Raw genomic sequence first — 24,689 nt, 5'->3', positions numbered from 1 at the left:
GCCCGAGTAGCCGCCCGAACCGTCGTTGAGGCGGATGCTGACCGTGTTGCCGCCGTAGTTGGCCGTCACCAGGTCCAAATCACCATCGCCGTCCACGTCCCCCGGCGCCACGCTCCACGCGTTCTGCCCCAGGGCCAGCTGCGGCGTGCTGCCCGTGCCCGAGGGCGCCAGGAAGTACCCCAGCCCCGTGCCCGAGGTGGCCGTATTGAACTGCACCACTTTCGGCGCCAGCACGAGGCCCGCCGCAGTTACGACACTGGCCGGTACGCTCACGCTCACCGGCTCGCCGGCTATGAAATCCTTGCGGCTGCCGCTGAGCGTGCTCGCAAAGTTCACGGCACTGCCGGCCACCGTGCGGGTGCCGGCTTTGACGCCGCCCACCTGCGAAGAGAACACCTTAATCGTGTTGGCCGAGGCTGCCGTCACCGGTTCGGTGAACGTCACCGTCGTGGCCGAGTTGGCCACCGGCGCCACGGTCGTGGCTACCGCCGGGCTCGTGCTCACGAGGCGCAGCAGCGCCGTAAACCCACCGACGCGGCTACCCGAACCATCGACGTTGCTTACCGTACTAGTGCCCGTAGCCGGCACTCCGGCCGGCATCACGAACGTAAAAGAAGTGGCCGTAGCCGTCGTGCTGCTCGTAATGGCCGATAGGGGCACCGTGATGCCGTTAATCGAGAAGGCCGTTACGTTGCCCAGGTTGGTACCGTTCACCGTCACTACGGCGCCCGCTACCGCGCTGGTAGGAGAAAAGCTCGTTATCGTGGGCGCGGCCATGGGCCGGGCCACCGTCAGGCTGCTGCCGTAGCGAGCAGTAGTCGTGCTCCTACTAGGCGGAACTGCCGAGCGAGAGGTCGAATACATCATGCGAGCGCCCGCCGAGCCCGCCGTCATCGGCGGGTGGGCGGGGACTCGCAAGGGGCGCACCCGGGCAACCACCCGGGTAGCGGTGCTGGGCAGTGCTACCCGGGTGGGGCCGTGCGCAAAGGCAACGCCACCAATCCAGGCCAGCAAGCTGCTCAACAGAGTCAAGCGTAAGTACTGTAACATTATGAAAAAGGGGAAATTGAAAAAATTATTTGGTTTTGTCTTTTTGATGGTAATTGATTGGGGGGGTAAATGGGTTGGAAATGAATGACGCTACCACACAGCCGTATAAGCCAGACCCTCAAGCGGGTGGCCGGATACGGCATGGGGTATCAGGCGCGGCCGGTCGGCTGCGCCCGCGTTTTCATAGCTAGCAGAAGGTAGTAGAGTAGAATTATTGGGGGGCACCGCCCGGAGCTGGCCCACGGGAGAGGGCCTCGTTGGTGGCGAGGCGAATGGTGCGCACGGGCGAGTAGGTGAAGGAGCCGTCCTGGGCTACTTGCCGGAGGCGGTAGTAGAGCACCGGCACGCGGTATTGGCTCAGCTTCGATTCGTAGTACACGTAGCCGTGTTGGCCCTGGTGGCCCGGATTGGCCTCCATGTTACCCAGCACCCGCCAGCGGCGACCGTCGAAGCTTTGCTGCAACTCAAAAAAGGCGCTGTTGTGCTCCCGCATCGTGAACCATTCTATCTGCCCTCCACCCTGGTATTGCCAGGCCAGCATATGCACCAGCTCGACTGGTTGGGTGGTGAAGACCGTATCAGCCCGGGGCTCTTCGATGGGCCGGACTTGCGCGTGAGCATTTCGGCCCAGGCCCAGCAAAAAAACCAGGCATAAGAGTGGCCAGCCCCGCCTTAGAAGGCGGGGTAAAACTTTGTTTACCAACATAATTTTAGGGATTTATTAGTTACGCACTAGCGTACGAGTGACAATGTTCGAGCCCTGTTGGGCCCGTATCAGGTAGGTTCCGCTGGGCCAGCTGGCACTAGGCAGCAGCACTGGGGTGGCAGGCATTGTCGTCTGTTGATAGACGCGGTGGCCGGCAGCGCTCTGCACAATCACCGACACTTCCCGCTTTTCCGGCGACTCTACCTGTAGCTGGGTCGTCATGCCGGGATTAGGCCAGATTCGCAGGGCCAGCGCTGTTGAGGGCTGCACCACTCCTTTATCAAGCCAAACGGGGCGCACGGGCGAGTACGTGAAGCTGCCATCCTGGGCTAGCTGCCGCAGGCGGTAGTACAGCACTGGTACCCCATACTGCCGAAGGTTCAGGTCGGTGAACACGTACTTATAGGAGTCCGGATAGCCTGGGTGGGCGTCCATCGTGCCGATTGCTTTCCAGTTCTGGCGGTTGGTGCTGCGCTGCACCTCAAATGTGGCACTACTGGTTTCGTGCGTGGCAGTCCATTCTACCTGCCCGCCCCCAGCGTAGAGCCAGGCGACGAAGTTCAGTTTGCCCACGGGTGGCAGGTTGTAGATGGTGTCTGCCGCAGTAGGGCGGGGCTCCCTTTGAGCCATTGCCTGGTTTGAAAGCAGCAGTAATGCGCATAGCATTGCGCTTATCCCAAACGCCTTTTTTGTAGTTATCCAATTCATCGGTATTGTGCTTTAAGGATTGGTGTATCGCGGGTCAGCTTGAGCTCCTTCGAGGAGGTATATCTCCCGGCGGCTCTTGCTGGTATTATTTTAATCTGAATAGGCTTGCGCTCATTCCACCTACTATGGTTTGAAGTGCTCCGCCTGCCCTGCCGCAGCGGCATAATGTCAATGGGGCAGGGATTTAATTAGGCTACAAAATTCTTCAGCACGCGGACGTGCTGCTTACTTTTCTCCCCGAACGGCGGTTTTATGGGCGCGAACAGCAAAACGAAGTCCCTAAAAAATGTCGCTTGCTTCCTGGGCTTAGGGCCTGCGGCCAGTAAGTGTGAAGCCCGTCATGCTGCTAACCAGCCCATCATGCTCAGCGCAGCGAACCAAAGGTCAGCGTAGCCAAGCCTCCCACGTATGGGAGTAAGAAAACAGAACGTCATGCTGAGCGAAGTCGAAGCATCTCACGTGGGGAGATAATTCCTGTTGATTGGATTTACTACCACACGCGAAACACTTCGACTTCGCTCAACATGACGTTCTGGTTAGCAGCATGACGGGCGCCTTAGCCCCGCTGACTGTTGGGAGCGAACTGGCTACCCAACCTAATTCAGCGTTTGCAGTCGCTCAATTACCCTGTCACGATAGGCTCTACCCAATGGGATTTCGAGGCCCGCGTTTAAATAAATAATATTAGCCGTCAGGTCCACAATCTGAATGTGATGCAACGGTAGCAGCCACGAGCGATGAACTTGCACGAAGCCTAGGGGCTCCAGTCGTTGCCGGAGTTGGGTTAGCGGAACACGCAGTGAGTAATGTTGGCCCGTAGCCAGTTGTAGCAAGCAGTATCTTGTCTTCTTTTCGACACAAACGATATCATCGATATTTATCCGCACCACCAGATTTTGCTCGCGTACGAACAGGCACGACGCATCCAGCCCTTGTTTAGGACGCGGGCCCAACTCCACTGGCCCTTCTACTAAGTAAGCAGCGTGGGAAAAGCTTGCCTCTATTAACTGGCTCAGGGCGCCTGCGGTATAAGGGTTGGGCAACAAGGTCAATGTCTCCGTGGAGCAAATGCGGCCCAGCGCGGCAAAATATTCTCCGGTATAATCAATAATAACCGGCACTTTGCTGATACAAACTAACTGCTCTAGTAAAGGCGCCGCTTCTTCGTCAGTTAGCCTGCCGTCAAGAATAGCTAAGGCCGGCGCTTTACCAGCGCACACCTCTATTGCCTCGCTTGCTGTAAGAGTTGGCCCCACTACTCGCAAACCCAGCAACTCTACATAAATAAGCGCTAAAGATGGCTGGGAGTCATCGTTTTCCGATGGAGCCTGTGGTGTATTCATTTTCCCGCAATAATCCGTTGGTCTAGTATCGGTCATCAGTTCTCGCAAATGTCTGACAAAGCACGGATACAATGTTCAACGCTGCTGACTGATTAACCCAGACGACTATCCAAAGAACCTGAACGGCAAAATGAACTTCCTCAAAAAATACCCTCTCCCAAGCCCCCGGCAAATTCAGTCGAGCAGTCGTAAGCGCTCAATAAGTTCGTCGCGGTAAATACGGCCAAGCGGCACCTCCACATCGTCTGGCAATCGGATGACGCCAGTAGTTGGGTCTACCGACTTGATGTGGCGCAACTGTACCAGCCACGAGCGGTGCACCTGTGCAAAGCCGGCGCGCGTCAGCCGACGCAACAACTGGGCTAGGGTGGTGCGCACCGAGTGGCGGTGTCCGGACTTCAGCTGGAGCAGGCAATACTTCTGGGCTATTTCCACGCACATGATGTCCTCGATAGCTACCCGCACCAGTAAGTTCTGCTCTCGCACAAACAACCAGGGAGCCGCCGCTTCCGCCTCTGACACGGTGCTATTGTGCTGAACCGACGTAGTCACCTGCCCATAAACACCTAGCTCGACCAGCCGCCGCAGGCTGGTCAGGTTATAAGGTTTGGGCAGGAATCCTAGGGGCTTCAGCTGCCAGCCCCGCGCCATTGTAGCCAAGTCTTCAGTGGCCGACACAAAGACGATGGGAACTTCTCCCAAGCTCATTATTTGACGGGCTAATGTGATACCGTCGGCTTCGCCATTCAGCTTCACATCGAGAATAGCCAGACTAGGCAGTTCCTGCTCGCACAATTGTAGCGCTTCGGTTGCAGCTGCCACCGGCCCGATTACCCGCAAACCCATTGACTCTATACAATCCTGCAGGACTATTGCCTGCATTCTGTTATCTTCTACAATGAGAATTGAGGCAACAAGGCGCTTAGCAACAGATGAAGCTTTTGCACCAGCAGCTTCTTTGAGCAAATAAGGAGTGTTCTCCATAGGGGGTGTATCTCGTGGCTTATTGCAACTGCCTGCTTCAGACAATTACAAAGGTCCATGTTCCCCTCATGCAACGCTCACTTGTTTACTCAAACGGCAACCCCCATGGCACGAACGACACTCTGAATGGCTCGAACAGCAAATCTGGCAGGCAGGGTATACCCGTAAATAATCCCGTTAATCGAGCAAATTCAAGCGCTCAATTACGTCGTCGCGGTAAAAACGCCCCAGCGGAACTTCTAAAGCATCCGAAAGATGGATAACCCCGGCCGACAAGTCCAGGTACTCAATACTGCGCAGCCGTACCAGCCAGGAACGATGGACCCGGACAAATCCGGCTGGTTTTAGCCGGTTCAGCAACCGCGCAAGTGGTATATGAACAGAATACTTCTTTCCATTCGTCAACCGCAGCAAACAATATTTCTGTGCAGCCTCCACACATAAAATACCTTCGAATGGCACTCTTATCAATAAGTGCTTATCCCGCACATATATCTCTGAGTTCTCCTGCTCGGGACCAGCACTTCCCGAATACAGCTTTTCGTCGAGGGCAGGTTTTGGGAAAGACTGCTTAACAATTTGCAGCAATACACCTATATTATAGGGCTTTGGCAAAAAAGCAGCGGGTTGTATCGCCCAGAACTTTTTCAACAGCCCTACCTCATCAACCGTCGACGTAACTATAATCGGTGTTCTGTGCACACACCGTAGGAACTCAATGATGGTTGAAAACCCAATGGCCTCACTGAGAATTTTTGCCCCCATTATAATCAGAGCTGGGGGGGTGAAGGTACACACTTCTATTGCTTCGGCAATAGTAACTACTGGTCCTAGCACGTATAAGCCTGCCAGTGTCAGACATTGTTGCAATAATTCCGTTTGCAAATCATTTTCCTCCACAAGTAGAATTCCGTACACGTTTCATGCTTTCCAGATTTAATCCTAGTTGAAAAGCACCATCGCGCTAGTCTCAAGGCAGGCCAATATGACTCTGTTTTTTTACTAGTAAGCATCTCCAGACAACTAAGACTTATAATAAGCTGTGGCAATAAACGTATTCATCCGACAAGCATGTAAAAAGAAAAAAGGCCTCCCCGCGTGGGGAGGCCTTTTTGAAGGCTAAGACTTCGGCTAAATTACTGAGCCGGGGTCGTAGCGGGAGCCATTTTGTCGGCCGACTCTTCCATGGCGTCCGATTTAGCATCGGCCGAGTCACGTACTGCGTCAGCTTGGTTTTCCATAGCATCAGCTTTGGCTTCGCCAGCAGCTTCTACGTTGTCAGCAGCTTGCTCGGTAGCTTCTTCTTTTTTGCTTTCGCAAGCGGTGAACGAGAACGAAGCGGCAGCCAGAGCGAGGAACAGGACCTTTTTCATGTTGTTGGGATTTGAAATGTGTGGTTGTAAGGATTTTTCGATGTTAACCTTTGCCCACTAGCCATGGGCTGCTGGACAAATTCGGGGGTTAATGCCCATCTCGAAAAAAGGTAACCCGCCCGCTGAAAATTATTTTTTTCGGAACACAATCCCAATCGGTACCCCGCTGAAATCGAAGTTCTCGCGCATGCGGTTTTCGAGATAGCGCGTGTAGCTGGCTCCCACGTACTGCGGCAGGTTGCAGAAGAAGGCAAACACCGGGTTGTGCGTCGGTAGCTGCGTGGCGTACTTGATGCGCACTAGCTTCCCCTTTTGAATGGGCGGCGGGTACTTCTCTATTACCTTCAACATTACATCGTTCAGCTGCGAAGTGGGGATTTTGCGGCGCTTGTTGGCCACTACTTCGATGGCCGTTTCGATGGCCTTGTGCACGCGCTGCTTGTTGAGCACCGACACGAACAGCACGGGCGGATACGCAATAGGTGCAATCTTTTCCATGATTTTCGCCTCGAATTCCTTGGCAGTGTTGGTTTCCTTGTTCTCAATCAAGTCCCACTTGTTCACCAGGATAACGATGCCTTTGCGGTTCTTGTCGGCCAGCGCAATGATGTTCACATCCTGCGCTTCGATGCTGCGGGTAGCATCGAGCATCACGATGCACACGTCGCACTCTTCAAGGGCGCGCAGGCTGCGCATGTTGGAGTAGAATTCGATGTCCTCGCTTACCTTGGCTTTGCGACGCAGGCCGGCGGTATCCACCAGCAGGAAGTCGTTACCGAAAGCCGTGTAGCGGGTCGAAATCGAGTCGCGGGTAGTGCCGGCGATGTCGGTCACGATGGTGCGCTCCTCGCCCAGCAGCAGGTTCACAAGGCTGGATTTGCCCACGTTGGGGCGACCAACCACGGCAATTTTAGGCAGGCCCGACTCGGGCTCTTCCTCCCAAGGGTCGTCGAAGTGCGCCACCACGGCATCGAGCAGGTCGCCGGTGCCGGCGCCGTTCTGGCTGCTGATGGGGAAGATTTCGGCATCGCCAAGGCCCAGGGCGTAGAACTCGCCGCTGGCGTGGGCGCGGGCGTGGGTATCGGCCTTGTTGGCAACCAGATAGATGGGCTTCTTGCCGATGTAGCGGCGCAGTGTGTTGGCAAATTCCTCGTCCAGGCCGTGCATGCCGGAGTCGGCATCGACCATGAACAGCACCACATCGGCCTCATCGATGGCCAGCTTGACCTGCTTGTTGATTTCGCCCTCGAAAATATCGTCCGAGTTGTGCACGTAGCCGCCGGTATCGATGACGGTGAAGTACTTACCGGTCCACTCGCCGTGGCCGTAGTGGCGGTCGCGGGTCACGCCGCTCTCGTTGTCCATGATGGCCTTACGCTGGCCTACCAAACGGTTGAATAGCGTGGACTTGCCCACATTCGGGCGGCCCACGATGGCAATTGTGTTTTTTAGCATGATGCTGACCCCAGCCGCCGGCCCGACCTAGTTTCGGCAGTGCCCGGGGTGATTAAATGAAGATTGGTCGGAAAATTTTATTCTGTCATGCTGAGCGCAGCGAAGCATCTTTTCACGCCAGAACGATTGATTTACTGCGTCGTGCCAACATGATGAGATGTTTCGCTGCGCTCAACATGACAAGCGTATCTTATTGATAGCCAAACCGGCTCAGCGCCTTTGGGTCGGTGCGCCAGTTCTCGTTCACTTTTACGTGTAGCTCCAAGAACACTTTTTTGAGGAAAAACTTCTCCATTTCCTCCCGGGCCCAAGTGCCTACTTTCTTCAAAGCCTCGCCTTTCTGGCCGATAATGATGCCTTTCTGGCTGCTACGCTCGACGTAAATAATGCCGCGAATGCGGATGATATCGTCGTCTTCCTTGAATTCCTCAATGGCGACTTCGCAGCTGTAGGGCACTTCCTTTTTGTAGAGCTTGAAGATTTTTTCGCGCACCATTTCGGCGGCGAAGAATCGCTCGGGCTTGTCAGTCAGCTCGTCTTTAGCGTAGTACGGCGGGTGGACGGGCAGGCGCTCCTTCACCAGCTGCAGCACGTGCTCGGTGCCAAAGGCATTGAGGGCCGAGATGGGCAGCACCTCGGTAGCGTTGGGCAGCTGCTCTTTCCAGTAGGCCAGCTTGGCTTCCACATCGGCTTGCTCGGCCTGGTCGATTTTGTTGACCAGCAGGATGATGGGCGTGTCCACCATTTTGCGCAGGCGCTCCACTACGGGCTCTTCGTCGTGCTTTTCGTAGATGTCGGTCACGAACAGTACCACGTCGGCATCTTCCAGCGAGCTGTACACAAACGACATCATGGCGTTGTGTAGCTCGTACTTGGGCTGAATAATGCCGGGCGTATCGGAGTAAATAAGCTGAAAATCATCGCCGTTGAGGATACCCAGAATGCGGTGGCGCGTGGTCTGGGCCTTGCTTGTGACGATGCTGAGCCGCTCGCCCACCAGCGCGTTCATCAGCGTCGATTTGCCCACGTTGGGCTTGCCGATGATGCTGACGAAGCCAGCGCGGTGAGGCTTAATTTCGGGATTCACGGGGGATAGACTTGATTTTGAGGGCCGCAAAGGTACGGCTTTCTAAGTCGGCATCCTATGATAGTGCGAAACAGGCGTAGTAGCCCGACCTTTGTAGCTCGCATTCCCACGCCGATTGGCCGTTCGGGGGCGCGAGCTATAACCTTTGTGTTCCTATGCCCTCCCCCACCCGCCGCATCGGCGTCCTGCTAGTTAATCTCGGCACGCCCGACTCGCCCCAAACCAGTGACGTGCGCCGCTACCTCAACGAATTTCTGACCGACGGCCGCGTGATTGACATGCCGGCCGCCGTGCGCTACCCGCTGTTTCAGGGCATCGTGGTGCCGCTGCGGGCCCCGAAATCGGCCAAAATCTACCAGCTGCTGTGGGATGCCGAGCGCGGCTCGCCCCTGCTCTACCACGGGCTCGATTTGCAGAAGCAGGTCCAGGAAAAGCTGGGGACGGAGTACGTGGTAGCCTTCGGGATGCGCTACCAGAACCCCAGCATCGAAAAGGCCCTGAACGAGTTGCGCGACGCGGCCGTAGACCGTATTATCGTGCTGCCGCTGTTTCCGCAGTATGCGGCGGCCAGCACCGGCTCGGTGCAGGAGAAGGTGATGGATATTGTGAAGACGTGGTGGATAGTGCCGAGCATCAGCTTCATCAGCACCTTTACCGATGACGCGGGCTTTATCGGCGCCTTCGCGGCGCGGGGCAAGGCCGAGCTGGCCAGGCATAAGTACGACCACGTGCTGTTCAGCTACCACGGTATTCCGGAGCGGCACGTGCTGAAAGGCAGTCAGAAAGGCTACTGCAAGCTGGGCAGCTGCTGCAACAGCTACAACAAGAACAACCGCTACTGCTACCGGGCGCAGTGCTTCGAAACCTCACGCCTCCTGGCAAAAGAGCTGGGCTTGAATGCCGACCAATACACCGTGGCTTTCCAGAGCCGCTTGCAGAGCCGCCTGCGCGACCCTTGGCTACAGCCCTACGCGGACGAGGCGCTAAAGGAATTTCCGGCCAAAGGCTATAAGAACGTGCTGGCGTTCAGCCCCGCTTTCGTGGCCGACTGCCTGGAAACGACCGTGGAAGTGGGTATGGAATTCAAGGAGATGTTTGAGCAGGCGGGTGGGGCGCACTGGCAGCTAGTGCCATCGCTGAACTCGGAGCCGGAATGGGTGGAGGCAGTGGTGGAGATGATTCGAAAGAACTAACCGGCTGTCATACTTCACTACATTCAGTATAACAGGTCATTGGCGTCCGCTGTAGAACGCCCCGGCATCGTAGGTGTCCCGCTCATAAAAACCGCCTTCGTTCGCCGGAGCCTGGCCCAGCGCCCGGAGCATGGCTTCTTCGTAGTCGCGGGTGATTTGCAACTCCACGTAGGGCGGGTAGTGCAGAATTGACTCCGAATTGAGGGCAGTTACGAATACATTATCTCCTTCTACATCAAGGGCGGCCACGCCAATGGGCAGCAGGATGTGGCGCTCATGCTCGTTGACATTGAAGCCTGCATCCAGTTCCACATCGAGGTAGCGCACTTTCAGGGCGTGCGAGTCTACGATAAGCTCGTACACAGTGCCCAAGGCTTTGCCGTCGGCGCCGCGCACGGTCCAGCCGCGCACGTCGGGGTTGTCGTCGGCTACTTCAAAATCGGTTAGGTCGCGTAGGCGGCGCAGGATGGAAGTTTCCATGGTAGTTCACGGTTGGCTGAATGCGCGCACGACCTTAGCAGCCGTGGTCAGAAATTGCTGGTTTTGCTGCTGCTCAACGGCTGTGGTGTTGCGGCCGGACAGCTGGTTGGCTTGCTGCACGAGGTCGTTGGCAGTACCTTCCAGCTCGGGATAAGCCTTTTGCTGAATGGCCCGCATGAGGCTGGCAGTAGCTACGAACCCGGCGCGGAGGGGTGCATTGGGCTCGCTGAGGCGGCTGGTAGCGCTGGTGAGGTTGTCGCGCTGCTCCAGCACGGCGGGCGTGCGCAGGTCGGCGCGGTCGACCAGGTTGATGAGGGTAGTGGCCAGCATTTGGAGGCTGCGGTGGGCGTAGTCGGGGGCAGCGGCGTTGCTGGCAGCCTGGTCGGCCAGGGCATCAGGGGTGGCGGGCGTCATGGCAGCTTCGGCTTCCGGCTCGGCTACGCTGGGGGCACCGTCGGCGGGCGGGGGCGTGGCGCGGGCCTGGTCGGCGGGGCTGCCGGGGGCGATGGAGTCGGCCGGAACGGAAGGCAGGGGCGCCAGCGCGGGGTCGTCCACGGGGTTGGGGCGGATAAATAAATAAGCACCGACGGCTACGGCAAAGGCGGCCAGCAGCACCAGCCACCACGGGCTAGGGGCTTTTTTTTTGCGTTGAATATTGATGTCGGCCATGAGAACGGGGATTTTGTTTCGCCTTACGAAGCAAGCCGAAAAGTAGGTACATCGACGGAAATGTTCGGCGTGGCAGCATCAAAAAAATGGCGTTCCAGCCATAAATCAAGCGGACGGCTCAGTATTACGTCGGCACTTTCGCGTATAGCTCGTCAATTCTGCTCCCTGTTTTTCGACTTATGCACCGCACTTTCACGCTTACCATCCCCTCAACAGCCACCGAGCCACTGTGCCAGCAGCTCGAACAGCTGCCCGACGTGGTGGGCCTTAGCGTACAGAAAGACGGTTCGCGCAAGCCCGTCGGCGACCTGCTCACCCTGCAAGTGCTCAACCGCGGCGCCGATGAGGTGCTGCGTCTGGTGCGCGCCGCCGTGCCCGACGAAAACCAATTCACCATCGCTACCGCCGAAACGGCCAGCATGATTGCCCCCGCCCAGCGCGAGCGGGTACTCAAGGACCGCGACGAAGCCATCTGGGAAGAAATGATTGCCGGGCTCTACTACCAGGCCCGCATCACGCCCAATTTTGTGCTGCTGATGGCGCTGGGTGGCCTCATGGCGGCCATCGGACTGGTGTCGGACCCGGTGCCGCAGGCCATTGCCTTCATCTCGTCGAGCATTATCGCGCCGGGCTTCGAGCCGCTGGCCAAAATTCCGCTGGGGCTGGTGCTACGCCATTGGGAGCTAGCAGCCAAAGGCTTGGTTGCCACACTAGTGGGCTACGCCGTATTCGTACTGGCTGCCTTCCTGACCATGCACGGCCTGCTGGCCACCGAGGCCACCACAGTAGTTGAGTTCGTGACTAACCCGGCCGTGGCCAGCCTGCGCTTTCCGGGGCTGAAGGATTTGGGCGTAGCCGGAGCGGGCGCCGTATCCGGCATCCTGATTCTGGCGGCGTACCGGCGTAGCGTCATTGCCGGGCCACTTATTGCTTTGTCTCTGATGTCGGCCGCTGCCCTCATCGGCGGCGGGCTGGCGGCCGGGCGCAGTACGCTGGCCTGGGCGGGGTTGGAGCGCGTGCTGGCCGATGCCGGTTTCGTGATGCTGGCCGGGCTACTGGTTTTCGGGCTGAAACAGGCGTTTCTCCACCGTCGCAAGCCTATCAAGTAAAGCTCAATTAGTCCATGTCCCATCAACGTATTCTCGCCGACCTGGAGGCGCGGACCCTGCTTCCACCCGCTCAAGCACAAGCTATTGCCGGGTTTGAGCAGAACCGGCCGTTTTCCATTCACTACGAGTTGCGGGCGCTGCTGTACTTAGGCATCACGCTGCTGGCAGGCGGCCTGGGCGTGCTGGTGTACCAGAACATCGACCACATCGGCCACGGTGTGGTGGTGGGCTTTATCGCGCTGGTCGTGGCCGCTTGCTTCTGGTACGCGGCGCGGCACCGGCAGCCCTTCACTTGGGGCGAAGCGCCAAAGGCCAGCCTCCTGCCCGACTACGCGCTGCTGCTGGGCTGTCTTACCTTTCTGGTGCTGGAAGGCTATTTACAGTACCAATACAATATTTTTGGCGACCGCTACGGGCTGGTTACGATGCTGCCCGCTGCGCTCTTCCTCTGGCTGGCGTACCTCTTCGACCATCGCGGCGTGCTCTCGATGGGCCTCACCGCGCTGGGCACCTGGGTGGGCGTAAACGTGGCCCCGCTCTCCGCCTTCGGCGACGAGAGCTTTCTGCGCTACGGCCTGGGCGAAGCCGCCCTCGGTCTGGGCGTGGTGCTGATGGCCGCTGGCCTGCTCTCCGAATATCTCAACCTGAAGCGGCACTTCGCCTTCACTTACCTTTCGCTGGGTAGCAATGTGGCCTTATTAGCGGCCACGGCCATTTTGTTTGGCGATAACGCCGCACATCTGCCTTCGGGGCTGATGGTGCCACTGATTTTCATCCTGAGCGGCTTTCTGTTTTGGTACGCCCGGCGCACACAGTCGTATCTGTTTCTGCTGCTGGGCGTCATCTACAGCTACATCGTGCTGACCTACTTACTCATCCAGCTTGTTGCGGATAATTCCGGTGCCTGGGAGTTCCTGATAATGTTCTATTTCCCGCTCTCGGCCATCGGTGCGGTGCTGCTGTTCGTCAACATCAGGAAAATCCTGCGCATCCATGCCGATTAAAGCCTACCCCACCGCCTGGGCCCGGCACGATGCCGTGCGCGCCGCCGCCGCCCGCTGGCTCAAGCAGGAGCTCATTACGCCCGCCCAGCGCACCACTATCGATGCCGCCCATCCCGTCGATTACTACCGCCCGAATATTTTTCTGCGCATCGGGCTGTTCATTTTCACCTGCATCGGGGCCATGGCTGTGTCGGGTACGGTGGCGATGATAACTGATTTCGATAGCCCCGCCGCAGTGGCTGTAGTGTATGCCATCGGGGCGCTGGTAGTGCTGGAGCTGGCTATCAAAAATTCCCGGCACTATCATTCCGGCCTCGACAATGCGGCGCTCTACACGGCGTTGCTGGCCGTTATCGGCCTCATCCTCTACCTGTATTTCGAAAGCGACTACCGCAGGCAGCCTGAGGATTTATTCTTCGGACAAACCTTTGGCGGTACGTTGTTGCTGCTCGTGATTCTGGTGGTGCTGGCCGCCGCCACTCTGCGTTATGCCGACCGGCTGGTAGCGGCCTGCGCCTACTTCGCTTATCTGGCCCTGGCAGTTAATCTACTGCTGTACCTGCCGCCGGGCCGTCTGTTACTGCCGTTCGGCGTCATGCTGGCCTCGGGTGCGGCCTATATTCTGCAGGATAAAGCCCGGCTGCGCGACGACTTTTTCTACTACGAGCGCGTGCTGAACGTCATTAAACTATTGGCTCTGTTAACCTTTTACCTCGGCGGCAACTACCTCATCGTGCGCGAAGGCAATGCCGCGTTGCTCAATCTGCCCGTCTCGACGCAGATTCCGTTTGCGCCGGTTTTCTACCTCTTTACGGTAGCCGTGCCGCTGGCGTACATCTACTTCGGCCTGCGCCAGGCCAACCGCATGATGCTGCTCGTGGGGCTGGCGGTGGTGTGCTTTTCCATCTACACATACCGCTTCTACCGCAGCCTGCTGCCACCCGAAATAGCCGCCGTCATCGCCGGTGTTTTCCTGATTGGCCTCGCCGCCTGGGCCCTGCACCACCTGCGCACGCCCCGGCACGGCCTCACCGCCGTGGCCGAAGATGACGAGCCGCATTTCAACCTCGAATCGCTGATTGTGGCCCAAACGGCCCATGCGCCCGAGCACCAGGCGCCGGGCTTCGAGTTTGGCGGCGGCTCCTCGGGCGGCGGCGGTGCCAATGGGCAGTTCTGAATGTAGCGCGGCCTTTGTAGTTCGCGCTATGCCGTTACCGGCTTGTATAGTTTCGCAAGTTGCGCCACCGCGTAATCTACCTCGTCCTCGGTGTTCATCTTGCTCATAGAGAAGCGCACTGTGGCCCGCTCCGTGTCGCCACCCAGCGCTTCCAGCACGTGCGAGCCGGCCTGCGCCCCGCTCGTGCAAGCCGAGCCGCCCGAAGCGGCTACTTTGCTGATATCAAGGTTAAACAGCAGCATCTCATTAATGGGCGAGGGCGGCAGGCACACGCTCAGCACCGTGTAGAGGCTGGCGTCGGCCTGGGCCGAGCAGCCGTTAAACTGCACGTCGTCAATCTCGGCCGTAAGCTTGTGGATGAACCGGTCCTTCAGGCCCTGAATGTAGCGCTGATGCTCAGCCATGTCGCGGTACGCAATTTCCAGCGCCTTGGCCAGGCCCACAATGCCGTACACATTCTCGGTGCCCGAGCGCACGTTGCGCTCCTGCGACCCACCGTGAATGAGCGGACTTACCTGCAGGCCGCTTCTACAGTAAATAAATCCCACGCCCTTCGGCCCGTGAAACTTATGCGCCGAGCCCACCAGAAACTGGTTTTTCAGCGCCTGCACGTCGTGGCGGTAGTGGCCCATCGTCTGCACCGTATCGGTATGGAAAATGGCGTCGTGCCGGGCGCAGATGTCGCCGATGGCGGCAATATCATTCAGGTTGCCAATCTCATTGTTGGCGTGCATCAGGCTCACAAAAGTGCGCGGGTGCGTGGCCAGTAGCTCCTCCAAGTGCGCCAAATCGAAGCGGCCTTTGGCATCGTGCCGCAGGTAGCTCAGCTTGATGTTGCCCGATTTTTCCAGCGCCTGCAACGGGTGTAGCACCGCGTGGTGCTCCAGTGGCGAGGTGATGGCGTGCTTCAGCCCCAGCGTCCGGATGCTGCCGAAGGCGGCGTAGTTGTCGCCCTCGGTACCACCGCTGGTGAAGAAAATCTCGGCCGGCGCCGCGTTCAGCAAATGTGCTACCATTTTCCGCGCATTCTCGATGGCCGAGCGCACCTGCCGGCCCGGGCCGTGCACGCTGCTGGGGTTGCCAAAATGCTGCGTCAGAAACGGCAGCATAGCCTCCAACACTTCCGGGTCGAGCGGCGTGGTAGCGGCGTTATCGAAATAAACGTAGGGGCGGGCGGCGGTACCAGCAAGAGCCATAGCGAAAATGGAAAACGGGCGGGATGGAGAAGCAACAGAAGGGACGACGTGGGCAAACCATTTCCTCGCGGGAGGAACAGCTTTGCCTACATACCCAAATGACTTCCTCGTTGGAGAAAGTCATTTGATTACATGCAGGGCGCTGTTTCGGGCAGCTTAGGCCTTCACAGCGATAATTTCCTTGATATCAGCAATAATTTTCTGGGCCAGATAATCGGCCGTCGAGTTCGAGTCCGACTCGGCATAAATGCGGATGATGGGCTCCGTGTTCGATTTGCGCAGGTGCACCCACTCGCGCTCAAAGTCAATTTTCACCCCATCAATAGTATTCACCTGCTGCTTGGCGTAGCGCTTTTCCATCTCCACCAACACTTTATCAGTATCGATTTCGGGCGTCAGCTCGATTTTATTTTTCGAGATAAAGTAGCTCGGGTACGAAGCCCGCAGGCGGCTCATGGTCAGCCCGGCTTTGGCCAGGTGCGTCAGGAACAAGGCGATGCCCACCAGGGCATCGCGCCCATAGTGCAGTTCGGGGTAAATGATACCGCCGTTGCCCTCGCCGCCAATGACGGCGTTGGTGGCCTTCATTTTAGTCACCACGTTCACCTCGCCCACGGCGGCGGCGGCGTAGGAGCCACCGGCTTTCTCGGTCACGTCGCGCAGGGCGCGGGTGCTGCTGAGGTTGCTCACCGTATTGCCGCCGCCGTTGGCATTCAGCACGTAATCGGCCACGGCCACCAGCGTGTATTCTTCCCCGAACATCGTACCATCTTCGTTCACCAGCGCCAGGCGGTCCACGTCGGGGTCCACCACGATACCGAGGTCGAAGCCGCCCTTTTCCAGCACCTTGGCAATGTCGCGCAGGTGCTCGGGCAGCGGCTCGGGGTTGTGGGCGAAGTCACCAGTCGGCTCGCAGTGCAGCTTTTCGATGGTCGTCACGCCCAGCGCCTCCAGCAATTCGGGCACGGCAAAGCCGCCCGAGGAATTCACGGCATCCACCACTACGCGGAAATTGCGGGCCCGAATGGCTTCCACATCTACCAGCGGCAGCGCCAGAATAGCCTTAATGTGCTTTTTCAGGAATTTTGAGTCGACAGTGTAGCTTCCCAGCTTCGTTACCGGCGCAAAATCAAAGCCTTCGTTCTCTGCCAACGCCAGCACCTGCTGCCCGTCGGCTTCGGAGATAAACTCACCGTGTGCGTTCAACAGCTTCAGCGCATTCCACTGCTTGGGGTTGTGCGAGGCCGTGAGAATAATGCCGCCAGCCGCTTTTTTGGCGGGCACGGCCATTTCTACGGTGGGGGTGGTCGAGAGGCCGAGGTCTACCACATCGAGGCCCAGGCCTTGCAGCGTGGCGGCCACGAGGCGGCTCACCATGTCGCCCGACAGTCGGGCGTCGCGCCCAATCACAATCAGCTTGCTGTCTGTTTGCTGGGTGCTTACCCAGGTGCCGTAAGCAGCCGCGTATTTAACAACGTCGATGGGCGTCAGCCCTTGGCCGGCAGGGCCCCCGATGGTGCCCCGGATGCCGGAAATAGATTTGATGAGGGTCACTTAACTGCAATTTTGAACGTGCAAAAATACGCACTTGCCCGTTGGCAATAGCCGTTGGGCATTTTGGCCCGCGTTGGCATCATCTTCCCAGCACCTTCAGATAGTTCAGAAGAGCCCTCCGAATTTCGTCGCCTTATCTTTACCGCAATGGAAGCCGCTTCTTTTTCGCCTGACCCCACCCGTCGGCCCGCACAGCTTGAGGCCTTTGGCCGCCTGCTCGACGTGCTCGACCGCCTGCGCCGGGAGTGTCCCTGGGACAAAAAGCAAACCCTGCAAAGTCTGCGCCACCTCACCATCGAGGAAACCTACGAAATCAGCGACGCCATCCTGCGCGACGACCTGCCCGAGCTCAAAAAGGAACTCGGCGACGTGATGCTGCACCTCGTGTTTTACGCCCGCATCGCCGCCGAAAAAGGCGCTTTCGACATTGCTGACGTGCTCAATGCCCAGTGTGAGAAGCTCATTGCCCGCCATCCGCACATCTACGGCGACGTGCAGGCCGACGACGAGGAAACCGTAAAACGCAACTGGGAACAACTCAAGCTGAAAGAAAAAGGCAACAAGGGCGTGCTCAGCGGCGTGCCCACCTCCCTGCCCGCGCTGGTAAAGGCCATGCGCATCCAAGAAAAAGCCCGCGGCGCAGGCTTCGATTGGGAAGAGGCCGTGCAGGTGTGGGAAAAAGTGCAGGAAGAACTTGCCGAGTTTGGAACCGAATACGGCGGGGGCGAGCTTAACACAAACACAACACCCGACCCGGCCCGCGCCGAGCGGGCCGCTGCCGAGTTCGGCGATTTACTGTTTTCGCTCGTCAATTTTGCACGTTTCGCGGGCATCAATCCCGAAGAAGCGCTGGAACGCACCAACCGCAAGTTTATCAATCGGTTTAACTACCTCGAAACCGCCTCGGCCGCCGACGGTCACCGCCTCGCCGACCTCTCCCTGGCCCAGATGGACGTGTACTGGGAGCAGGCCAAGCAGCAAGCCCGCCAACTTAATCGCGAAAACTAGCGTTTTGGCCGTCACTTCACCGCCCGTTGTCGATGTTGAAAACGTTTGTGTTTGCTTGGGCGCTGGTTTTTGGTTAGGTTTGCCCGGCTAAGACCATTGCACCGTAGACGGTTCTTGTTCTAGTACAATTTTCACCTTTCCGGTGGCTAGCCTGGCCCAGTTGAGTAGCTGAGCTTTGGCCTTATCACCAACTTTTTTGTTTTTCTTTACCTACTCAATTCATCAAATTCTCACAAACACCCCCAAACCTCTCCGGATACAATGGAACAAAAAAATGCCATGAACTCGAGCGCTCCTCGGCCTGCCGCTCCTAAAGCCGACGCTGCCAGCAGCGGTGGGGCTTCGCTGTTCTCCGTCCTGGCCATCATTATCGCCTTCGTAGTTAGTATCATTATCTACAAGTTCGTACTTGGTGCTCCTGACCACTTCCTGGGCAACAATCCGGAAAACAACCCCAAGCCGGGTGATTACCTCGGTATAGTTTACAAAGGCGGTGTTATCGTGCCGATTCTGATGACTATGCTTATCTGCGTGCTGGTGTTCTCGATTGAGCGCGCCCTCACCATCAGCAAAGCCAAGGGCTCGAAAGGCATCGAAAGCTTCGTGCGTACCGTGCGCCAGAAGCTCAACAGCCGCGACATTGCTGGTGCCATTGCCGCCTGCGACCAGCAGAAAGGCTCGGTAGCCAACGTGGTGAAAGCCGGCCTGCTGAAATACAACGAAATGGGCCGCGATAGCGTGATGGCCACCGACCAGAAAGTACTGGCTATCCAGAAAGAAATCGAAGAAAGCACCGCCCTGGAGCTGCCGATGCTGGAGAAAAACCTCGTTATCATCTCCACGCTGGCTTCGGTAGCCACGCTGGTAGGTCTGCTCGGCACGGTATTCGGCATGATTAAGGCCTTCTCGGCTCTGGCTCAAGCTGGTAACCCCGACGCAACTGCCCTGGCAACGGGTATCTCGGAAGCACTTATCAATACCGCCCTCGGTATCGGTACGTCGGCCCTGGCTATCGTCGCTTACAACTTCTTCACCAGCAAAATTGACGAGCTGACCTACAGCATCGACGAAGCTGGCTTCAGCATCATCCAGACGTTTGCCGCCCAACACGGCAACACGTCGAACCAGGCCTAATTGCGGAGGCACGAAAATGCGGGTTGCGGCGTTAGACGCGTCGCAACCGCTTTCCTGTCCACTTTAATTTATCCTCAGAGATGCCTAAAGTAAAACCGCACCGCACCTCGCCATCGCTGGACATGACCCCGATGGTGGACCTGGCCTTTCTGCTAGTAACCTTTTTCATGCTCACCACCCAGTTTCGTCCCGACGAAGCCGTGGTGGTGGATACGCCTTCTTCAACCTCCGACCTGGTGCTGCCCGAAAGCGACATCATGACCCTGACGATTGACAAGGACAAGCGCGTATTCTGGGGCTACGATAAGGCTCCCATCAAAGCCGCAGCCCTGCAGGCCGTAGCTGCGAAGCGCGGTCTGTCGTTCACGCCAGCGCAGATTAAGCAGTTTTCACTGCTGCCGCAGTTTGGCTTGCCTATCGACAAGTTGGGGTCTTACCTCAACCTAGACCCAGAGGCTCGCAAATCACCTGAGATTAAAAAGCTGCTCACTGGAGTGCCTTACGACTCGCTCAACAACCAGCTGATTGACTTTGTGATTGAGGCCCGCAAGGCCAACGCTACGCAGTTCCAGAAGCCGACATACATCGCTATTAAAGGCGATGCTGGGGCCGACGTACCAACCGTGCAGAAAGTTATCAAGATTCTGCAGGAACGCGACATCAACCGTTTCAACCTCATCACCGACCTCGAAATCAACACTGGGGTAGGCAGCGAGAAAAACTAATCCCACGCCATGGCAGAAATACAACAAAAAGGAGGCGACTCCGGCAAGGGAGGCAAGAAACGGGCGAAAAAAGCGTCGACCAAAATCGACATGACGCCCATGGTGGACCTGGCCTTCCTGCTCCTGACCTTCTTCATGCTTACCACCACCTTCGCCAAGCCCAACGTGATGCAGCTCACAATGCCGGTGAAGGAGAAGAACCCCAATCCGGAGGAACAAACCAAAATCAAAGCATCGCAGGCCGTAACTATTATCCTCGGTGCCGACGACAAGGTTTACTACTACTTCGGGCTGAACAACCCCAAAGACCCCTCGGTGGCTAAGCCCGAGCTGAAGGTTACTGACTACTCGCAGAACGGCATTCGCAAGGTGCTGCTCGCCCGTCAGCAGCAGCAGCCCGAGCCCATCATCCTCATCAAGCCCTACGAGTACGAAGGCAAAGAAGCCCGCTATAAAAACATGGTGGACATTCTGGATGAGATGAATATCACCAACCAGAAGAAGTACGCCCTCGTTGATATCAGCAAGGACGACATTGACCTTATTACTGCCTCCGGCTTATGATGAATAACCAGCAGCTGGCTAATGCCAGCCTCGACGACATCGTCTTCGAGGGCCGCAACCGGGCTTATGGCGCCTACGTGCTACGTCGGGCGTACAGCAAGCACGTGACGCGGGCTCTCATCATCGGTACGGCTATTTTCTCCTTGTTGGTGTTCATTCCGCTCATTGCGCAGTTCATTAAGGACCGCCAGCCGAAGGAAGAGCTCAACCTGAAGGAAAACGTGCTGATGGACGCGCCGCCTCTCGACAACGCGACGCCGCCGCCCCCCCCCCCACCCCCACCGGACGCCCCGCCGCCGCCCCCGCCCAAGCTCACCACCATCAAATTCACCCCGCCGGTGGTGAAAAAAGATGAGGAAGTGAAAAAGGAGGAGGTGCCCGACCAGGAAGAGCTGAAGGACAAAACCGTAGCTACGGTGACCGTAAAAGGCAACACCGATGCTCCGGACCTGACCGGCCTCTCCGGCGAAGGTGACAAAGTGGTAGAAGCCGTGGTGGAAAACAAAGTTTACACCTACGTAGAGCAGATGCCGCAGCTTCCCGGCGGTGGCGGCAACGCCGCTATCGTGGCAGCCATCCAGAAAGCTACCCGCTACCCTCCGTTGGCCCTCCGCAACCAGGTAGAAGGCCGCATCTTCGTCAGCTTCACCGTGAACTCGGAAGGCGACGTATCGGATGTGAAAGTAGTGAAAGGCCTTGGCTCGGGCCTTGACGAGGAAACGATTCGGGCGGTGAAAACCCTACCCAAATTCATCCCCGGCAAGCAAAACGGCCGTGCCGTAAGCGTATCTTTCACGGTGCCGATTACCTTCAAAATTCAGTAGTCAGGCTTGCCTGAATACCTTGAGAACCCCCAGAATAAGCTTCGGGCTTGTTTTGGGGGTTTTCTTATGCAAAATGGTTTCGGCTGGCATCGATAAAACGTCAGACCAAAACCGTCGTGTTAAACATAGCACGACGTTCACACACTAAAACCACTACTGATTCGTTGCCTCCGGCAGAGCCTGAAATTATGTAAAGCGAGCTTTTTTTGGCTTTTTTGCAGGCTGATTGGCGCATGGCGTCCGTACGGGCTGAACATTTTTGCACTACCTGACGGTTTAAACCGTCAAACATTCCCACTTCAACGATGCTTAACACTCCCACGACGGAAGAGCGGCTCGGCAAGTCCCCGCAGCGTATTGTGCGCTACTTTGTGCTGGTGATGGCCCTGATATACCTGGCTTTGGGCATCTGGCTGCTGCTGACGGCTGGCAAAGCCAGCCCCGCCGGCACGCTACTGCCCCTCTCTCCCACCACGAAGAAGGTACTGGGCGGCGTCTTCATTGCGTATGGGGTGCTTAGATTTGTCCGGGCTTACCAACAAAACTTCCGTAAACCCTCCGATGAAGATGAAACGCGCTAATTTCTGGAGTTCGCTGCCGCTGCCCGTGCGCGGCCTGCTAGTGGGCCTGCCCTGCGCGCTGCTCACCGTGGCGAGTTGCCAGAACAGCGGCCCCGACCACGAAGCACCCACCGACACCCCCACCAGCGGCACGGTGGCCGTGAGCATCGACGAAACGTTTGCGCCCATTCTGGAATCGCAGATTGATACGTTTCAGAAGCTCTACACTAATGCCCACATCAAAGCCACCTATCAGCCTGAGGAAAAGGTAATGCTGGACCTTCTGAACGATAAGGTGAAGGTGGTGGTAGTATCGCGCCCGCTCAATAAGGACGAGGAAGCCGAGTTGAAAAAGCAGGAGATGCTGCCCTCTACCGACAAAGTCGCGATTGACGGGCTGGCCATCATCTTACACCCTTCCAACCCCGACTCGCTGCTGACCATGACACAGCTGCGGGATATTTTCGGTGGCAAAACCACCGAGTGGAGCCAGGTGAGCGGCAAAAAAGCCCTAGGCGCCGTGAACGTAGTATTCGATAACAACCGTAGCAGTACCAGCCGCTTTATGCGCGACTCGCTGCTGCGCGGCGCGGCCCTGGCGCCAAAGGCTTTTGCCTCCGAATCGAACCCAGCCCTGCTGGAGTATGTTGCAACCCACACCAACGCAATCGGCGTGGTGGGCGTGAACTGGATTTCGGACCGCGACGACCCGGTGGTGCTGAAGTACCTGAGCAAGGTGCACGTGGCCCGCATCACGGCCCGGCCCAACCCCACGCCCGGCGACTACATCCAGCCCGACCAAGTGTACCTGGCCGAAAAAACGCCGGCCATCCTGGCGCAGTACCCGCAGCTGCAGAATTACCCGCTGCGCCGCCACCTGTACGTCATCAGCCGCGAGGCCCGGACCGGACTTGGCACGGGATTTAGAGCATTCGTAGTTGGTAAGAAAGGCCAGCTGATTTTTCAGAAATCCGGCCTGATGCCGGCCCACATGCAGGCCCGCATCGTGACTACCACTAAACAGTAAGCGCCGTTGGCGCGTACGACCTTTTCACTTTCGCTTTTTCATCACTTTTTTCCTTCCCAATGAGTTTCAAGCCCTGGAAACAGCCGCTGCTCACCGCCATCGCCCTGATGGCTGGTACCACGGCAGCCATCGCCCAAAACGTTCAAAGTGCTCAACGCGCCATCGAGCTTGGCCGCTACAACGAAGCCCGCGCCCAGTTGCGCACCAACAGCTCGCCCGAGGCTCAGTACGAACTGGGCCGTCTTTACCAGAAGCGCGACATGCCCGACTCGGCCGCCTTCTTCTTTAATAAAGCTGCTTCGGCTACGCCGATGGGCCAGGTGGCCGCTGGGCGCGCCTTGCTGGCGAAGGACCAGGTAGCGCCGGCCGAAGCCCAGTTTGAGGCTGCCGCCAAGGCTACCAAGAACAAAGATTCGCGCATCCTGACGATGATTGCGCAAGCTTACGCCGAGTCGGACGTGAAAGACACCGGCAAAGCGCTGAACTACGTGAACCTCGCTCAGACAGCTAACAAAGGCAAGGATGAGCCTTCACTGATGGTGGCGCGGGGCGACATCTACCTGCACAACGACAACGGCGGCGGCGAAGCCATGACCAGCTTCGACCGGGCTACTACGGCCAACCCCAGCTACGCCCAGGCTTATTACAAAAAAGGCGTGTTGAGCGTACGTTCGCGCAACTTTAACGATGCGCAGACTAACCTCAAAAAAGCCATCGAGCTGGACCCAAGTTATGCCCCGGCTTACCGCGAGCTGGCTGATATGTACTACTTTGCCAACCAGCCTAAGTTGGCGGTTGACAACATCAAGAAGTATGTTGGCTTGGCCGAACCGTCGCCGGCTACCAACGCTCAGTACGCCGCATTCCTGTACCTGTCGAAGGAATACCCCGATGCATTGGCCGAGGTGAACAAGGTGCTGGCTGTCGACCCGAACAACCTGACGATGAACCGTCTGAAGGCCTATCTTTCGTACGAAACGAAGGACTACGCCGGAGCTGCCGCTGCGATGGACAACTACATGAAAATTGCCCCCGAAGCCAAGCTCATTCCCGAAGATTACGTGTACAAAGGCCGTATTCTGGCAGCAGCTGGCCGTGGTGATGAAGGGATTGCCGTGCTGGAGAAATTCATCCAGACCAACCCTGACAAGGCTTGCGAATTGCAGAACGACCTGGCTACCGCCTACAGCGCGAAAAAGGACTACGCTGGTGCCGTTCGCGTGTACAAGAAAAAGCTCACGAGCTGCAACGGCGACCTTGCCGACCAGTTCCGCCTGGCTTCGGCTTTCAACAGCAACAAGCAATATCAGCAAGCCGACAGCACGTTCAACATCATTCTGACTGCTAAGCCGACCTATAGCCCCGGCTACCTGGCCCGCGCCCGCACGAACATGAGCATGGACCCCGAGGGCAAAAAAGGCCTCGCTAAGCCTTACTATGACAAGTACATCGAGCTGTCACAGGCTCCGGATGCCGACGCTGCCAAGTTCCGCGAAGGGCTGGTGGAATCGTACGGTTACCTGGGCGTGTACAACTTCCAGGCGGGCAATAAGCCTGAGGCCATCAAGAACTTCGAGAAAGTGCTGGAGTTGGATCCGGGCAACCAGGGTGCTACCAACAACATCAAGATTTTGAAGGCGCCGACTAAAACGACGACCGTGAAGAAAACCACGACTACGAAGAAGAAATAATCTTCTCCGGCCAGTCCCGAAAAAAGCCCCGATGCAGCACTGCGCCGGGGCTTTTTCGTGTGTCCGGT

24 protein-coding genes and 1 pseudogene are annotated in these 24,689 nt (G+C 57.5%); 12 read left to right on the top strand and 13 right to left on the bottom strand.

From position 1 onward, the window contains the following. The 9 genes and pseudogenes from Q5H93_RS09775 to era form a co-directional block, all read right to left on the bottom strand. Positions 1-1,050: pseudogene (locus Q5H93_RS09775) on the bottom strand (IPT/TIG domain-containing protein); the annotation flags it as partial. A gap of 211 nt (positions 1,051-1,261) precedes the next feature. Further along, the gene (locus Q5H93_RS09770) at positions 1,262-1,591 is read right to left on the bottom strand and encodes a hypothetical protein (protein WP_305006332.1); all 330 of its coding nucleotides are present in this window, start codon (positions 1,589-1,591) and stop codon (positions 1,262-1,264) included. Positions 1,592-1,771: 180 nt separating this feature from the next. Beyond that, positions 1,772-2,329, bottom strand: a complete 558-nt coding sequence (locus tag Q5H93_RS09765) for a T9SS type A sorting domain-containing protein (protein ID WP_305006331.1) — start codon at positions 2,327-2,329, stop codon at positions 1,772-1,774. A gap of 731 nt (positions 2,330-3,060) precedes the next feature. Then, positions 3,061-3,807: a LytTR family DNA-binding domain-containing protein gene (locus Q5H93_RS09760; protein WP_305006330.1), complete on the bottom strand. Its 747-nt coding sequence runs from the start codon at positions 3,805-3,807 to the stop codon at positions 3,061-3,063. A 174-nt stretch (positions 3,808-3,981) separates the two neighbouring features. Beyond that, on the bottom strand, positions 3,982-4,791 hold the full coding sequence (locus Q5H93_RS09755) for a LytR/AlgR family response regulator transcription factor (protein WP_305006329.1): 810 nt from the start codon (positions 4,789-4,791) through the stop codon (positions 3,982-3,984). Positions 4,792-4,968: 177 nt separating this feature from the next. After that, entirely contained in the window at positions 4,969-5,691 is a 723-nt protein-coding gene (locus Q5H93_RS09750; RefSeq protein WP_305006328.1) for a LytR/AlgR family response regulator transcription factor, read from the bottom strand. Between the two features lie 236 nt (positions 5,692-5,927). After that, a complete protein-coding gene (locus Q5H93_RS09745; RefSeq protein WP_305006327.1) occupies positions 5,928-6,164 on the bottom strand; it encodes a hypothetical protein in 237 nt (78 codons plus the stop codon). Positions 6,165-6,293: 129 nt separating this feature from the next. Beyond that, positions 6,294-7,619, bottom strand: coding sequence for a ribosome biogenesis GTPase Der (gene der / locus Q5H93_RS09740; protein WP_305006326.1), 1,326 nt, complete (start codon positions 7,617-7,619; stop codon positions 6,294-6,296). A 190-nt stretch (positions 7,620-7,809) separates the two neighbouring features. Further along, positions 7,810-8,706, bottom strand: a complete 897-nt coding sequence (gene era, locus Q5H93_RS09735; RefSeq protein ID WP_305006325.1) for a GTPase Era — start codon at positions 8,704-8,706, stop codon at positions 7,810-7,812. A 155-nt stretch (positions 8,707-8,861) separates the two neighbouring features. On the opposite strand from era, the gene hemH reads away from it, so the two are divergent. Further along, positions 8,862-9,899 (top strand): ferrochelatase, encoded by a 1,038-nt coding sequence (gene hemH / locus Q5H93_RS09730; protein ID WP_305006324.1) that lies wholly within the window; start codon positions 8,862-8,864, stop codon positions 9,897-9,899. A gap of 36 nt (positions 9,900-9,935) precedes the next feature. On the opposite strand, the gene Q5H93_RS09725 is transcribed toward hemH, so the two are convergent. Together Q5H93_RS09725 and Q5H93_RS09720 are read right to left on the bottom strand one after the other, a co-directional pair. Then, complete coding sequence (locus Q5H93_RS09725; protein WP_305006323.1) at positions 9,936-10,379, bottom strand: PRC-barrel domain-containing protein; 444 nt, start codon at positions 10,377-10,379, stop codon at positions 9,936-9,938. Positions 10,380-10,385: 6 nt separating this feature from the next. Further along, positions 10,386-11,048 carry a hypothetical protein gene (locus Q5H93_RS09720; protein ID WP_305006322.1) on the bottom strand — a complete coding sequence of 221 codons (663 nt, stop codon included), beginning with the start codon at positions 11,046-11,048 and terminating at the stop codon, positions 10,386-10,388. Between the two features lie 179 nt (positions 11,049-11,227). Here Q5H93_RS09720 and Q5H93_RS09715 point away from each other — a divergent pair, with 179 nt between their 5' ends. Genes Q5H93_RS09715 through Q5H93_RS09705 form a run of 3 tightly spaced genes read left to right on the top strand, consistent with a single transcriptional unit; the run spans position 11,228 to position 14,338 of the window. After that, positions 11,228-12,157, top strand: coding sequence for a DUF389 domain-containing protein (locus tag Q5H93_RS09715; protein WP_305006321.1), 930 nt, complete (start codon positions 11,228-11,230; stop codon positions 12,155-12,157). 14 nt (positions 12,158-12,171) lie between these two features. Continuing rightward, entirely contained in the window at positions 12,172-13,161 is a 990-nt protein-coding gene (locus Q5H93_RS09710) for a DUF2157 domain-containing protein (RefSeq protein ID WP_305006320.1), read from the top strand. Then, positions 13,151-14,338: a hypothetical protein gene (locus tag Q5H93_RS09705; RefSeq protein WP_305006319.1), complete on the top strand. Its 1,188-nt coding sequence runs from the start codon at positions 13,151-13,153 to the stop codon at positions 14,336-14,338. The genes Q5H93_RS09710 and Q5H93_RS09705 overlap by 11 nt, the downstream gene beginning before the upstream one ends. Before the next feature lie 26 nt (positions 14,339-14,364). Here Q5H93_RS09705 and Q5H93_RS09700 read toward each other — a convergent pair whose 3' ends face one another. After that, positions 14,365-15,534: a cysteine desulfurase family protein gene (locus Q5H93_RS09700; protein WP_305006318.1), complete on the bottom strand. Its 1,170-nt coding sequence runs from the start codon at positions 15,532-15,534 to the stop codon at positions 14,365-14,367. A 156-nt stretch (positions 15,535-15,690) separates the two neighbouring features. Next, complete coding sequence (gene glmM, locus Q5H93_RS09695; protein ID WP_305006317.1) at positions 15,691-17,088, bottom strand: phosphoglucosamine mutase; 1,398 nt, start codon at positions 17,086-17,088, stop codon at positions 15,691-15,693. Between the two features lie 147 nt (positions 17,089-17,235). Between glmM and mazG the strand changes: the two genes are divergently transcribed. The 8 genes from mazG to Q5H93_RS09655 all read left to right on the top strand — a co-directional run bounded on the left by mazG (position 17,236) and on the right by Q5H93_RS09655 (position 24,621). After that, complete coding sequence (gene mazG / locus Q5H93_RS09690; protein WP_305006316.1) at positions 17,236-18,096, top strand: nucleoside triphosphate pyrophosphohydrolase; 861 nt, start codon at positions 17,236-17,238, stop codon at positions 18,094-18,096. Between the two features lie 279 nt (positions 18,097-18,375). After that, complete coding sequence (locus Q5H93_RS09685) at positions 18,376-19,230, top strand: MotA/TolQ/ExbB proton channel family protein (RefSeq protein ID WP_369811006.1); 855 nt, start codon at positions 18,376-18,378, stop codon at positions 19,228-19,230. A gap of 80 nt (positions 19,231-19,310) precedes the next feature. Then, positions 19,311-19,955 (top strand): ExbD/TolR family protein, encoded by a 645-nt coding sequence (locus Q5H93_RS09680; protein WP_305006314.1) that lies wholly within the window; start codon positions 19,311-19,313, stop codon positions 19,953-19,955. A gap of 9 nt (positions 19,956-19,964) precedes the next feature. Continuing rightward, a complete protein-coding gene (locus Q5H93_RS09675; RefSeq protein WP_305006313.1) occupies positions 19,965-20,519 on the top strand; it encodes an ExbD/TolR family protein in 555 nt (184 codons plus the stop codon). Next, entirely contained in the window at positions 20,516-21,343 is an 828-nt protein-coding gene (locus Q5H93_RS09670) for an energy transducer TonB (RefSeq protein ID WP_305006312.1), read from the top strand. Before Q5H93_RS09675 ends, Q5H93_RS09670 begins: the two co-directional genes overlap by 4 nt. Positions 21,344-21,648: 305 nt before the next feature. After that, a complete protein-coding gene (locus Q5H93_RS09665; RefSeq protein ID WP_305006311.1) occupies positions 21,649-21,924 on the top strand; it encodes a hypothetical protein in 276 nt (91 codons plus the stop codon). Next, positions 21,911-22,930, top strand: a complete 1,020-nt coding sequence (locus Q5H93_RS09660) for a PstS family phosphate ABC transporter substrate-binding protein (RefSeq protein ID WP_305006310.1) — start codon at positions 21,911-21,913, stop codon at positions 22,928-22,930. The genes Q5H93_RS09665 and Q5H93_RS09660 overlap by 14 nt, the downstream gene beginning before the upstream one ends. A gap of 59 nt (positions 22,931-22,989) precedes the next feature. After that, complete coding sequence (locus Q5H93_RS09655) at positions 22,990-24,621, top strand: tetratricopeptide repeat protein (protein ID WP_305006309.1); 1,632 nt, start codon at positions 22,990-22,992, stop codon at positions 24,619-24,621. Positions 24,622-24,689 lie beyond the last annotated feature (68 nt).

The sequence above is a fragment of the Hymenobacter aranciens genome, assembly GCF_030580865.1.
Lineage (GTDB): Bacteria > Bacteroidota > Bacteroidia > Cytophagales > Hymenobacteraceae > Hymenobacter > Hymenobacter aranciens.
Note: the sequence above shows the minus strand (reverse complement) of the source record. Positions and strands in the feature narration are given on the sequence as shown.